We start from the raw sequence: 12645 nt of genomic DNA, 5'->3' as shown, positions 1-12645 counted from the left end.
AGCCATAAAAAAAGCGAGACTATACAATCTCGCTTTTTGGGTTAGTTGTTTAGCATTTGCCACAACCTATCTTTTAATTCTTGAAGACCTTGATTGGCAATTGCCGATATAAATAGATACGGCACTTCTTTTAAAGCTTCATCTAATTCTTCTTTCATCTCTGCTTTTAGCTCCTCATCTAACATGTCAGATTTAGTAATAACTAAAAGACGATCTTTATCTAGCATTTCAGGATTATACCTTCTCAATTCATCTAGCAAGATTTCATATTCTTTTTTGATATCGTCCGCATCTGCAGGAACCATAAAAAGAAGTGTTGAATTTCGCTCAATATGGCGCAAGAAGTAGTGCCCTAATCCTTTACCTTCTGCGGCACCTTCAATAATTCCAGGAATATCTGCAATCACAAAAGATTTAAAATCGCGATAAGCCACAATTCCTAAATTGGGTTTTAAGGTTGTAAAAGGATAATCTGCAATTTTTGGTGTTGCTGATGTCAAGACAGACAGTAACGTTGATTTTCCTGCATTGGGAAATCCTACTAATCCAACATCGGCTAATACTTTTAATTCCAGAATTATATCTACTTCTAACCCAGGCATACCCGGTTGAGAATAACGAGGTGTTTGGTTGGTAGATGTTCTAAAGTGCCAGTTTCCTAATCCACCTTTCCCACCTTTTCCAAGAATTCTTTTTTCGTTGTGTTCTGTAATTTCAAAAAGGACTTCTCCGGTTTCTTTGTCTTTTACAACAGTTCCTAAAGGCACCTCAATAACTTTATCTTCACCATCGGCACCAGTACTTCTTGAACTTCCGCCATCACCTCCATGTCCTGCTTTGACGTGTCGTTTAAATTTTAAGTGGTACAAAGTCCAAAGTCCTTCATTACCGACGATATAGACATGACCTCCACGTCCACCATCTCCACCATCTGGACCTCCTTTTTCAATAAATTTTTCACGGTGCAAATGTGTAGAACCTCTTCCACCTTTTCCTGAGGCTACATAAATTTTCACATAGTCTACAAAATTCCCTTCAGTCATCTTTTATTTTATTACCTTCTCTTTATTTCTTTTTTATTCAAAAGATTGATTAGATCAAACTGTCAATAACAGCATTTAATCTCTTTGTAATTTCTTCAACACTCCCAATTCCATCTACTGAATTATAACATTTTTTTGCTGTATAATACTCAATTAATGGCGCTGTTTTTTCGTTGTACTCTTCATAGCGACCTCTGATGATTGCTTCATCTTGATCATCTGCTCTTCCACTTGTTTTTCCTCTTTCTAAGATACGTTGTACAAGTATATCATCATCTGCTTCTAACCCAACAGTTCCTACGAAGCGAATGTTTTTTTGTTGTAATAAAGCTTCTAGTGCTTCTGCTTGTTGAATAGTACGAGGAAAACCGTCAAACAAAAATCCAGCTTTATCCATATTTTTTTCTACTTCATCCGCAAGCATATCGATTGTAATAGAATCTGGAACTAATTCAGCTTTATCCATAAAGACCTTCGCCTGCTTCCCTAATTCTGTTCCGTTTTTTAAATTAAAACGAAATACATCTCCAGTAGAAATATGAGTTAAATTATATTTTTCTTTAAGAAATTCTGCCTGTGTGCCTTTACCTGCACCAGGTTTTCCAAATAAAACTATTGCAATCATGCTACTTTACTTTATTTTTGCTGTTACTGTTTATTATTCTTTAATTTGATAAATCTCCGGAATATTTCTACCATGTTTATCGTAGTCCATACCATAGCCTACAATGAACTTGTTCTCTATTTCAAAAGCTACGTAGTCTAATTTAATATCTTTCGTATAAGCTTCTGGTTTTAAACATAAGGTACAAATCTTTACTTCCTTAGGGCGTTGTTGCTCAAAAAGTTTCTTTAAAGCCACCAAAGTATTTCCAGTATCTACGATATCTTCAATAATAATCACCTGTCGATCAGTCACATCAATATCCAACCCTAAAAGTTGATTAACCTGATTAGAAGATTGGGTTCCGATATAAGAAGCCATTTTAACGAAACTCATCTCACATTTGCCCTTATATTGTTTAACTAGATCGGAAACAACCATAAAAGAACCATTCAAAACACCAATAAATATAGGTATTTCACCATTCATATCACGCAAAATTTCGCTTGCTATTTCTCCTAATCTCTCTTGAATTTGTTTTTCCGAAATAAAAGGAACAAAAGTCTTGTCTAAAACTTGAATTTCCATAAACAATTAAATTGATAATTTGCAAATATACAAAAAAGATATACCACATACGTACACCTTAACAGATGAATTCCAAACAAATTGATGAAAAAGCCTCATGATTTTGTGCGATTAAAATACAAATTATCGTTTTTACTACTTTTTTTATGCTGTATAAATGAAAAGTGATAACTATACAATCTCCATTCAAAAAAAGAGTATTCCTCCCACTCTTCCTATTTCTCTACATTGCGAATACCGTATATTTTGAATTACAATCAAAGGGAAAAAAGAGCGAGCTAAAATAATAACTATTCCAATTAGATAGGGGTTAAGCTATTGGATGCAATCTTTCGTGCCTCAGGGCGCAACTATTGGGTAGAAGTAATGCATGGGCAATTGTAGAGGATTAGCATGTGCAACTGTCAGATAACATTAAAAATTCACTTCTCACTTTTTGCCATTAGCTAAACGCTTGTGCCGTCCCCAATTTTCATACTTGATCTCTAATATAGATTGACTTGGTACAAGTTCAAAAAAAAACGCAGCGCTTTGAACAAACGCTACGTCTAAAACAAACTAATTCAATCTAACTCTAAAACCAAAGCTAATAAGTTTTATTGTTAAGATTATTTTTTATACACCAGATCAAGGGTATATATTATCTTATAATTTAATACACCATAATTATATTGGCTCAAATATAAGTTAATTTTTTAACTAAACAAGTTTTGCTTTGTGTTTTTTTTCACAACTAATAAATCAAGCTATTTAAAATTCAACTTAGATATAAGACAAAAAATACACATAAAATAAATTATACGTTAAAATAAAAAACTTAAGACATAAAAATAAAAAGCACTGTCTTACAAAGGTTTCGAACGAAAAGTATAATTCCCAACTTTATAAATTACTTTTTTAGTGCTATTTTATGTTCACCATTTGAATTAGTATATCTTTGCACAAACACAATTACAACAACATAATGAATTATTATTCAACTGATTTTCGCTTGGGAATATTAGGAGGTGGACAACTTGGCAAAATGCTTTTGTACGACACACGCAAATTTGACATTGCTACTTTGATACTCGATCCAAGTAAAGAAGCGCCAGCTCAATATGGAGCACAACAGTTTTTTCAAGGAGATTTAATGGATTATGAAACCGTCTATCGCTTTGGAAAAAAGGTAGATATTTTAACCATCGAAATAGAAGGCGTTAATCTTGATGCTTTGGATCAACTCCAAAAAGAGGGGACGAAAGTTTACCCTGCACCAGAAACACTGCGTCTAATTCAGAATAAAGGCAACCAAAAAGATTTTTATACCACGCATCATATTCCTACGGCACCTTATTTCCGATTTAATTCGAAAGAAGCATTGCTAGTTGCAGTAAATCAAACTCGTATTTCTTTACCTTTTGTATGGAAATCGGCTCAATTTGGTTATGATGGCAACGGTGTAAAAGTAGTTCGCACAATAGCAGATCTTACTTTATTACCAGAAGTTGAATGTATTGCAGAAACGATGATTCCTTTCAAAAACGAACTAGCCGTTATTGTTGCACGGTCCGTATCAGGAGAAATCAAAACTTTTCCGGTTGTAGAAATGGAATTTCATCCAGAGGCCAATCAAGTAGAGTACGTTATTTGTCCTGCTCGTATAGATGAAAAAATTGCTGATAAAGCTCGAGCAATAGCCTTAAGCGTATCAGAAAAGTTCAACCATGTTGGTTTATTAGCCGTAGAGATGTTCCAAACACAAGAAGATGAGATTTTGGTGAATGAAGTCGCGCCTCGTCCTCACAATTCTGGTCATTATTCGATTGAAGCAAGCTATACCTCTCAATTCGAGCAACACATTCGCGCTATTTTAGATTTACCTTTAGGCAATACAGAAAGTAAAGTAGCTGGTGTAATGGTAAACCTAGTAGGCGCAGAAGGGCATACAGGTCAAGTATATTACGAAGGGATGAATGAAATCTTAGCTATTCCAGGCGTTACTCCTCATATATACGGAAAAAGAGAAACAAGACCTTTCCGAAAAATGGGACATGTAACCATTGTAAATAGCGACATGAATAAAGCGAGAGAAATTGCTCAAAAAGTAAAAGAAACCATCCAAGTAATTAGTCAATAAAATATGAAAATAGCAGTAGTAATGGGCAGTATTTCAGATATGCCTATCATGCAAGAGGCCATCAACATTATCAAAGAATTTGGTATTGATGTAGAAGTTGATATTGTTTCAGCACACCGAACTCCAGAAAAATTAGTTGACTTTTCGAGTCATGCTCATCAAAGAGGTATTCAAGTCATTATTGCTGGTGCTGGTGGAGCAGCTCATTTACCAGGTATGGTTGCCTCAATGTCGCCACTTCCTGTAATTGGGGTTCCAGTTAAATCGAGTAATTCTATCGATGGATGGGATAGTGTTCTCTCTATTTTGCAAATGCCAGGAGGAGTTCCTGTTGCAACAGTCGCATTAAATGGAGGAAAAAATGCAGGATTACTAGCCGTTCAAATTTTAGGTAGTCAAGATGAAACGATAAGAAATCAAATGATTGCTTATAAAAACGGGTTAAAGGAAGCCGTTTTAAAAGCAGCTGAAGGTCTTAATCAATAAAGTAGTTTATTTGTAAACGACATTCAAACCAGTAGTTGTATTTAGCTGCTGGTTTTTTTATTTCTGTTTCTCTTCTTCTTGTACTCTTGCTTTTATACGTGTTTTAAACAAGCGATCCCAACAGGTTGTATAAAATCCAAAATTCGAATCTGGTCTAACATGGTGTGTATTGTGAAAACTGGCAGTTCCTAACCAAGTCATCCAACCTTTTGTTGACACTGACCTCACTTTATTGAAGTGACCAATAGTACCCCATATCACATTAATGATTACATAGAGCCCCACTGCTATATAATGAAAGGGGTACAAAAAAAGCACAACGAGTAACATAATTCCGAACCCAACAGCTTCTAAAGGACTTAAAACAAATAAACTCAACGCATTCACACCAATATGTTGGTGGTGTTTTTGATGAATAAGCGAATAAAAAGGCTTTACATGGGCGAGCTTGTGAAAACAATACATCAAAAAATCAATGATCAAAATCAAGACAATCACTTGTCCTAATACATCCCTTATACTTTTCTCAGTAAAGTCGACATTTAAATACCCTTCTTTCCATAAAAAAGCGCCCAAAACAAATACGACAATATTACAAATCAAAGTTGTCAATACAGCCCAACCATCAGATGGAACAATAGGCTGGTAGGCGTTAACTGCAGTTTTACTCTTTTTTAAGGCATGCCAGAGCAAATAAAATAATATTGATCCCAGAATCAACAGTAGATTAAGCAGGAATGCAAATCCAACAATCGGGAGGTAATCTTGAATTAATACAGTTTCCATTGGATTCATTGTCTTTGTTTTCGAAAATAGGAATGGTCAAAATACGTTTTAATGCATGGATATTAAAAGTTTTAACTACTTTTTTAGCTTATTTCTTCCAAGTATTTTATGTCAATTGTTTACTAGAAAAACCAATACCCCTACTCTTTTTTTGTTAAAGATTTGATAAAGTATCAATAACCTTACAGATACTTTCAACTCCTATGTTTGTCCTAACAAAAATAAACAAAAATGAAAGTAAACAACACACTAACGGTATTGACTGCAAGCTTTCTACTCACACTTGCTGTAACATCGTGTAACAATGACGACAACAAAGTAATGGGTAAAGATCCTATTATAGAGGAGCCTAAACCAGAAGACCCTAAAAATCCTGTGGTATTAAAGAACCATTCTAAAACCCCAGCATTTGTATATGCCATGCCCGGTTTCAGCAATCTAGAAATTTTTTCTCTTATTTCGAGTGAAGATCAATTAGAAGGGTCTCCAGCGTTTGTATTTGGAGGTCAACCTGATGGTGCTGGTTTTATGAAGGATCCTAACGGAGAAGGTTACTTAATGATTACCAATCATGAAATCATGCAATCCGTATCGCGTGTTTATATAGATAAGACATTCAAACCTGTCAAAGGAGAATATATCGTAGATGGAATCGGTGGAATCACTCGTTTGTGTTCTGCAACATTAGCTAAACCAGCATTACATGGATTTGGACCTGTTTTCTTAACTGCGGGAGAATCTGGTGAAGAAAGTATGGTACATGCCATTGATCCCTTAGGTTCAACAGATTTAAAATCCTCAACAGATCGCGTTTTACCCGCCTTAGGAAAAGCGAGTATGGAAAATGCCGTTCCATTACCTATGGATGTTTCTAAAGGTAAAACATATATTGTAATTGGCGAAGATCAAGGTTATAGCTCCGGCCATCAAAGTGCGGGGCAATTATTGATGTATGTTGGAAATCAAGGTGATTTACACGACGGAAAATTATATGCTCTAAAGAGAAAATCTGGTGGATATACGGAAATGGATATGTCTAAAGGCATGGAATATGATGTAGAATTTGTAGAGATACCTAATGCTAAAAATCTAACTGGAGCACAGATTAACCAAAAGAATATGGAATTGGGTGTTATCCGTTTTTCACGTGTCGAAGACATTGATTACCGCAAAGGAGCAACCAAAGGAAATGAAATGTATTTCACTGCAACAGGACAAGCTAGTGGTGGTAATCCAGTAGAAGGTTTCACCATGTGGGGTCGAGTGTATAGATTAGTCCTAGACAAAAACAATATGCTATCAGGTAAGCTTTCTGTTGCAGCAGAAGGGGACAGCAACCCAGGTAATAATCTAATTAATCCAGATAACCTTTGCGTGACAGAGAACTACGTTTACATTCAAGAAGACGGAGACTCTTACTATACAGAAGCAAAGCACGATTCATACATCTGGCAATATAAAATTTCAGACGGAACGTACAAACCGTGGTTGAACATGAAACACAACAGACAAGATGCACAATGGCAAGCGAATTACAACCAATCAGGTAATTTACAAAAATTTGGTTCTTGGGAATTTGGTGCCATGGAAGATATTTCAGACTTAACAGGGATTCCAAATACGTTTGCAGTTAATATCCACTCTCATACTTGGCAAAAAGATGAGTTTATGAACGCGGATAAAGCTGGCGTAAACAAAAATAAAGAAGGCGGACAAGTCGTAATAATTCGCAACGTTGAAAAATAGATGTATCATTTATTACACTTTACATGCTCTTTGGCATGTAAAGTGTCTTTTTATACTATGCAGCACATAAAACCCTATTTCCTTTTGCTTTTGCTTGCAATTGGAATCACAAGTTGTCAAAAAAAAGACACCTATCAATCTCTTACTTACAATACTTATTTGGTAGAGCAAGTTGATACACTCAGCTCCAACATCGATCAACTTATTCACGCTATAGAACATAATCAAGATAGTACGCAAATTAGACAAACGTTTATTGCTAGTAGACTTGCTTATAAAAAAATTGAATGGGCGGTATCTTATTTCCTACCTCATACTGCGGCAGCTATCAATGGCCCTGCATTAGATCAACTCGATTTAGACGAAAACAAATTCATCCCTGCTGAAGGATTTCAAGTTGTGGAAGAACTAATTTACCCCGTCTATGCTACCACCTCAAAGGATGAACTATTACTACAAGCACGAAAGCTCAAAAACTTATCTAACAAAATCCATAAGAACTTTGAGGCTATTACCTTTGAGTCCGCTTCAGTGCTAGAAGCTCTTAAATTAGAGATTTTTCAAATCACGACCTTAGGGATTACTGGTTTTGACACTCCCGCTAGCAAGTTACAATTCATAGAAGCTACTGCTAGTTTAGCAGGAGTTGGACAAGCCATACAGGTCTCTAAAGCATGGACAAATACACAAGCTTATTCTACTATAGATCAATTGCTAACAGAAGCGATTGCCTTATGCAAGGTTAATCCTGCTAAAAACACCTTTAACTACCTCAATTTCATCTTGAAGTATTTGGATCCGCTAGCCAAAGAAATTGTTGCTTTACAACGAGAAGTAGCTATCCCATTTTTACAAACCAATCAGGTTATTGAAGGCGAAACAGGTTCTTTATTCGATGTCAATACCATCAACCTCAATGCTTTTTTACCCGATAGCACTTATTATCCAACATCAATTAAAATTGCTCTAGGAAAGGAATTGTTTTTTGATAACCAATTATCGAAAGAAAATACAAGAAGCTGCGCAACTTGTCATCATTCCAATAGAGCCTTCAGCGAAAACAGAAAAACGTCTCTGGATTTAGCTAATAATCCTTTACATAGAAATGCCTTGTCCTTAAACTATGCCGCTTATTATCACGGGCAATTTTGGGACATGCGTAGCCTTACCTTAGAAAGTCAAACCTCAGATGTAATTACCAACAAGGATGAAATGCACGGTAATTTACAAGAGATTGTTCAGGTATTAAATCAAAGTGAAACTTATAAAAAACACTTTGCTGATGCTTATCAAACGGATGCTCCTATTGCAGTTTGGCAAGTAGAGAATGCTTTAGCTTCTTATATACGATCGCTCTCAACATTCAACTCAAGATTTGATCAATATATGAGAGGAAATAAAACCGCCATGACACAGCAAGAACAACAAGGATTCAACCTGTTTGTTGGAAAAGCTCAATGTGCTACCTGTCATTTTTTACCTGTGTTTAACGGAACCGTTTCTCCATATTTTAGAAGTTCTGAACAAGAGATTCTCGGCGTTCCAAAAGACAAAGCGGGTACACATTTAGATGATGATTTAGGTCGATATGTATTCAATACAGATTTGGATCAATTGAAGCACTCGTTTAAAACGCCAACGGTTCGAAATATCAACGAAAGTGGTCCCTATATGCATAATGGAGTTTATGAAACTCTCGAAGAAGTTATGGACTTCTACAACAAAGGAGGTGGTATTGGTTTAGGGCTGGAAGTAGACAACCAAACCCTTCCAGATACACCTTTAGATTTAACAGAACAAGAAATTCAAGCTATTATAGCTTTTATGAAGGCTCTAAGTGATCAAGTATAAAAAAAGTCCTTGGTGTGCCAAGGACTTTTACTTTTATTTCTCTTTTTTATTCGTTATATATTGACTAACGGTCTTTATTTCTTGTTCTTTTTTCTTCGGATAAATCAAAAGTATATCTTCTTTATCGACAATAATGTAGTCATTTAGCCCATCTACTACAACTCGTTTTTCCTTATCCGTACGAACGATATTATTCGTTGCATTATTAAAATATACATTAGCATTGACCACCGCATTATCAGCTATATCCTTAGGAAGTTTTTCATATAAGGATCCCCAAGTACCTAGGTCATTCCAATCAAAAGTTGCGGGTAATACATATACATTATTTGCTTTTTCCATCACCGCATAATCAATTGAAATATTTTCTGCTTTGGAATAATTCTCATCAATAAAGCCTTTCTCTTGCGCTGTATTAAGTAAATCATACCCAGACTCAAACAATTCGGTCATAGCGGGTTGAAAATTAGAAAAAGCCTCCAAAATAGCATTGACACTCCATACAAAGATACCAGAATTCCACAGAAAATGTCGACTTTGAATAAACTTTCGTGCAGTTACATAATCTGGTTTTTCTCTAAATTGCACTACTTTTTTAATCGGTCGAGAATCTAATTTATTAAATTCAATGTACCCATATCCCGTATTGGGAAAGGTAGGAAGAATTCCCAAAGTCATTAGGACTTGATCTCTTTCACAAACATCGAAAGTACGCTGTAGGTTAGATATAAATTGAAGTTCATCTTCAATCCAATGGTCACTTGGCGCAACTACCATTACGGCATCTGGATTGAGTTTTTTTATTTTCATGGCTGCGTACAAAATACATGGCGCTGTATTTCGCATGGCTGGCTCTAAAATTATATTATTTGGTTCAACTGATGGCAATTGTTCTTGAACAATACTTTTATAATTATCGTGTGTTAAGATCAAAATGTTCTCTTTCGGTATTACCTGAGACAAGCGCATAAATGTTTTTTGAATCAAGGTTTCACCTGATCCAAGCATATCGTGAAACTGTTTTGGAAATTCTGGGGTACTCACTGGCCAAAAACGCGAACCAACTCCACCCGCCATTACTACAGCATAATAATTCGAACTCATACTATTTATCTTATCTTTTTACAACATAATGTGTCATCATTTCAACTTCAGCATTTGCTTTAAAAACAAACAAGTGCCCTGTTGTTACTTCCATACACTCAAATCTTTTTACACGCAAAGGTCCGCGTTTAAAAACCTTTCCATTAGCGGCCTTAAAATGACTTCCCAGAGGGATTTCATATACAAAACAGCAATTACTATGCTTTTCTACTGTATCATACATACGCATCGCAATAGATAGTCGCTCATCTGTATCACTGCTTGCAGCAGGATTCCTGAAATGATTAGCCAAAAGAGGTAATAATTTAGCAGGAAATACCTCGGGTCTCAAAAAAGGCAGCATCAACAATTGAAACGTTTGTTTCCACTCTATTCCGTGAGGTTTTATATTTCGTCCATATTTTTGAAAAGCAACCAGATGGGCAATTTCATGAATCAAGGTCATTAGGAATCGATAGGGATTTAGATTTGAATTTATGGTAATCAAATGCTTCCCATCCAATCGCTTGGTATAATCTCCATGACGCGTTACCCTTTCATTCACAATTTTTAAATGAACGCGATAATGCTTGATTAATTCAAACACTGCTTCTACAGTTTGTTCTGGTAAATAAGGTTTGAGTGTTGTAATCAATTTATTTATTCTTAAGGAGTTGTACTCGATGCTTGTACTACTTTTCCATTAAAATATTTATTTCCTGAAAGTGCAAAATCACTTATATATTCACTGATTTCTTCTGGCATCAAAGGGGCTTGATAGCCAGGAAAAGCTTCTTCTAACATTTCCGTTTGTATAGCTCCTAAGGCGATAACATTAAATGCAATTCCTTTTTCCTTATATTCTTCAGCTAAAAGTTCACTCAAGATTATCACAGCTCCTTTACTAGAGCTATAAGCAGCTAAACCAGCAAATTTCATCGTCCCTTGAACACCACCCATGCTACTAATAGTCACCACATGACTATTAACAACAAAGTATGGAATACACAACTGTACCAAGCGCGCTAAGCCAAATACATTGACTTTATATACCCACTCAAACTCATCTTGTGTGATTTCTTCAAAAGGTTTATTCACCAAAGCTCCAGCATTGTTAATCAAAATATCAAGATGTCCCCATTGGTTTTCGACGAAATCTTTGACTTTTTGTAAATCTGCTTCAATAGTTATATCTATTTCTAGGCATGTTACATTTTCTAAAGCAGCTAATTCAGAAGATTTTTTTCGAGAAATGGCTAAAATCTTATGTCCTTTTTCCGCTAATATTTTCGCGGTTTCTAAGCCAATACCACGGCTTGTTCCGGTAACAATAATATGTTTCATCTTTAGTTTTTCAATCTAATTTCACCCGAAGGTAAGTTAATCAATTTTTCAACGACAGGAACAAATTTATTTGTCAGTGCTGTCATAAACGGTATATCCATTAAATGCGCTTCATCTTTTACATGATGATAATACTTAAAATTATCAAAATCAGAGGAGCTAAACGTTTGACTTGGTATTTTAAAAGCCGAATAAAAAGGGTAATTATCCGAGCGCATAAATAACTGCATTTTTTCTGCATCTTCAAATCGTCCTGCTAAATTTTCTCCTGCGATTTCATTAATCTTAGTTGCTAAATTACTTTGGTCGTATCCCGTTAAAAAAGTCACATACTCTCGTTTCATAGGCACTCCTAGCATTTCAAAATTCAACATCAATACCACATTCGCTTCTTCCTGTTTCAAGCGATTGGCTAAGTGTTTCGATCCCAAAAGCCCTAATTCTTCTGCTGTAAAAAAGCAAATCAAAACCGTTCTTTTCATTTCTTTCTTGGTCAGATTACGTGCTAATTCAAGCAAAATACTTACCCCTGAGGCATTGTCATTCGCTCCATTGGCAATTGAATCACCTGCAATAGGTTTTTGAATACCAATATGATCATAATGGGCTCCTAGTACAACAATTTCATTTTTCAACTTCGGGTCTTGTCCAGGAATCACTCCAACCACATTCCACGTGTTTTCAACCTCTAGGAGTTTATCCTCATAGTTTTCACTATAGGGCTTAATTCCATACTCACGCAATGCGTTAGCTAAATAATTAGCAGCCTTAACATTGCCTTCGTGTCCTGAATCTCTACCCAACAATTCATCAGACGCTAAATAATCTAACGTTGTTTTAATTCTATCCGCAGAGCCATCATTTTTCGGTTCGTTATAGGTAGTAGTAGCCACACTACAAGAAGCTGCTAAAATTGCTAGTAAAAAACTCAAATACTTTATTCTAAACATAATTCAAAAATACAAAATACGCTTCTTATTTTACAGTATTTCGCG

The 12645-nt window shown here is 35.5% G+C and carries 12 protein-coding genes; 4 read left to right on the top strand and 8 right to left on the bottom strand.

Annotation, left to right across the window (positions count from 1 at the left end; genetic code table 11):
- Positions 1-41 precede the first annotated feature (41 nt).
- Genes obgE through hpt form a run of 3 tightly spaced genes read right to left on the bottom strand, consistent with a single transcriptional unit; the run spans position 42 to position 2235 of the window.
- Positions 42-1043, bottom strand: coding sequence for a GTPase ObgE (gene obgE, locus ACMHJ2_RS02570; protein WP_413511394.1), 1002 nt, complete (start codon positions 1041-1043; stop codon positions 42-44).
- A 49-nt stretch (positions 1044-1092) separates the two neighbouring features.
- Positions 1093-1668: an adenylate kinase gene (locus tag ACMHJ2_RS02565; protein ID WP_413511393.1), complete on the bottom strand. Its 576-nt coding sequence runs from the start codon at positions 1666-1668 to the stop codon at positions 1093-1095.
- Positions 1669-1701: 33 nt separating this feature from the next.
- The gene (gene hpt / locus ACMHJ2_RS02560) at positions 1702-2235 is read right to left on the bottom strand and encodes a hypoxanthine phosphoribosyltransferase (protein ID WP_413511392.1); all 534 of its coding nucleotides are present in this window, start codon (positions 2233-2235) and stop codon (positions 1702-1704) included.
- A 964-nt stretch (positions 2236-3199) separates the two neighbouring features.
- Between hpt and ACMHJ2_RS02555 the strand changes: the two genes are divergently transcribed.
- Both ACMHJ2_RS02555 and purE read left to right on the top strand, forming a co-directional pair.
- The gene (locus tag ACMHJ2_RS02555) at positions 3200-4354 is read left to right on the top strand and encodes a 5-(carboxyamino)imidazole ribonucleotide synthase (RefSeq protein WP_413511391.1); all 1155 of its coding nucleotides are present in this window, start codon (positions 3200-3202) and stop codon (positions 4352-4354) included.
- 3 nt (positions 4355-4357) lie between these two features.
- On the top strand, positions 4358-4840 hold the full coding sequence (gene purE, locus ACMHJ2_RS02550) for a 5-(carboxyamino)imidazole ribonucleotide mutase (protein WP_413511390.1): 483 nt from the start codon (positions 4358-4360) through the stop codon (positions 4838-4840).
- A 57-nt stretch (positions 4841-4897) separates the two neighbouring features.
- Here purE and ACMHJ2_RS02545 read toward each other — a convergent pair whose 3' ends face one another.
- Positions 4898-5626, bottom strand: coding sequence for a sterol desaturase family protein (locus tag ACMHJ2_RS02545; protein ID WP_413511389.1), 729 nt, complete (start codon positions 5624-5626; stop codon positions 4898-4900).
- Between the two features lie 231 nt (positions 5627-5857).
- On the opposite strand from ACMHJ2_RS02545, the gene ACMHJ2_RS02540 reads away from it, so the two are divergent.
- The gene (locus tag ACMHJ2_RS02540; RefSeq protein ID WP_413511388.1) at positions 5858-7372 is read left to right on the top strand and encodes a hypothetical protein; all 1515 of its coding nucleotides are present in this window, start codon (positions 5858-5860) and stop codon (positions 7370-7372) included.
- A 57-nt stretch (positions 7373-7429) separates the two neighbouring features.
- The gene (locus ACMHJ2_RS02535) at positions 7430-9223 is read left to right on the top strand and encodes a cytochrome c peroxidase (RefSeq protein WP_413511387.1); all 1794 of its coding nucleotides are present in this window, start codon (positions 7430-7432) and stop codon (positions 9221-9223) included.
- A gap of 33 nt (positions 9224-9256) precedes the next feature.
- Here ACMHJ2_RS02535 and ACMHJ2_RS02530 read toward each other — a convergent pair whose 3' ends face one another.
- From ACMHJ2_RS02530 to ACMHJ2_RS02515, 4 genes are read right to left on the bottom strand one after another with little or no spacing between them, the layout of a single operon-like run.
- Positions 9257-10327: a mannose-1-phosphate guanylyltransferase gene (locus ACMHJ2_RS02530; RefSeq protein WP_413511386.1), complete on the bottom strand. Its 1071-nt coding sequence runs from the start codon at positions 10325-10327 to the stop codon at positions 9257-9259.
- 10 nt (positions 10328-10337) lie between these two features.
- Positions 10338-10961, bottom strand: coding sequence for a SprT-like domain-containing protein (locus tag ACMHJ2_RS02525; RefSeq protein ID WP_413511385.1), 624 nt, complete (start codon positions 10959-10961; stop codon positions 10338-10340).
- 11 nt (positions 10962-10972) lie between these two features.
- Positions 10973-11650 carry an SDR family NAD(P)-dependent oxidoreductase gene (locus ACMHJ2_RS02520; protein WP_413511384.1) on the bottom strand — a complete coding sequence of 226 codons (678 nt, stop codon included), beginning with the start codon at positions 11648-11650 and terminating at the stop codon, positions 10973-10975.
- Between the two features lie 2 nt (positions 11651-11652).
- On the bottom strand, positions 11653-12600 hold the full coding sequence (locus tag ACMHJ2_RS02515; RefSeq protein WP_413511383.1) for a M20/M25/M40 family metallo-hydrolase: 948 nt from the start codon (positions 12598-12600) through the stop codon (positions 11653-11655).
- Positions 12601-12645: the final 45 nt, after the last annotated feature.

This window comes from Myroides odoratus, assembly GCF_965118575.1.
In the GTDB taxonomy this organism is placed as follows: domain Bacteria; phylum Bacteroidota; class Bacteroidia; order Flavobacteriales; family Flavobacteriaceae; genus Flavobacterium; species Flavobacterium odoratum_B.
The sequence above is the reverse complement of the archived record's forward strand: the minus strand, read 5'-3'. Positions and strand labels throughout refer to the sequence as shown.

What these genes read in the sequence shown, in the direction of transcription:
- ACMHJ2_RS02555 (WP_413511391.1), top strand. Translation starts at nt 3,200, where the DNA reads ATGAATTATTATTCAACTGATTTTCGCTTGGGAATATTAGGAGGTGGA.
- ACMHJ2_RS02535 (WP_413511387.1), top strand. Translation starts at nt 7,430, where the DNA reads ATGCAGCACATAAAACCCTATTTCCTTTTGCTTTTGCTTGCAATTGGA.
- ACMHJ2_RS02545 (WP_413511389.1), bottom strand. Translation starts at nt 5,626, where the DNA reads ATGGAAACTGTATTAATTCAAGATTACCTCCCGATTGTTGGATTTGCA.
- hpt (WP_413511392.1), bottom strand. Translation starts at nt 2,235, where the DNA reads ATGGAAATTCAAGTTTTAGACAAGACTTTTGTTCCTTTTATTTCGGAA.
- ACMHJ2_RS02565 (WP_413511393.1), bottom strand. Translation starts at nt 1,668, where the DNA reads ATGATTGCAATAGTTTTATTTGGAAAACCTGGTGCAGGTAAAGGCACA.
- purE (WP_413511390.1), top strand. Translation starts at nt 4,358, where the DNA reads ATGAAAATAGCAGTAGTAATGGGCAGTATTTCAGATATGCCTATCATG.
- ACMHJ2_RS02515 (WP_413511383.1), bottom strand. Translation starts at nt 12,600, where the DNA reads ATGTTTAGAATAAAGTATTTGAGTTTTTTACTAGCAATTTTAGCAGCT.
- ACMHJ2_RS02520 (WP_413511384.1), bottom strand. Translation starts at nt 11,650, where the DNA reads ATGAAACATATTATTGTTACCGGAACAAGCCGTGGTATTGGCTTAGAA.
- ACMHJ2_RS02530 (WP_413511386.1), bottom strand. Translation starts at nt 10,327, where the DNA reads ATGAGTTCGAATTATTATGCTGTAGTAATGGCGGGTGGAGTTGGTTCG.
- ACMHJ2_RS02540 (WP_413511388.1), top strand. Translation starts at nt 5,858, where the DNA reads ATGAAAGTAAACAACACACTAACGGTATTGACTGCAAGCTTTCTACTC.
- obgE (WP_413511394.1), bottom strand. Translation starts at nt 1,043, where the DNA reads ATGACTGAAGGGAATTTTGTAGACTATGTGAAAATTTATGTAGCCTCA.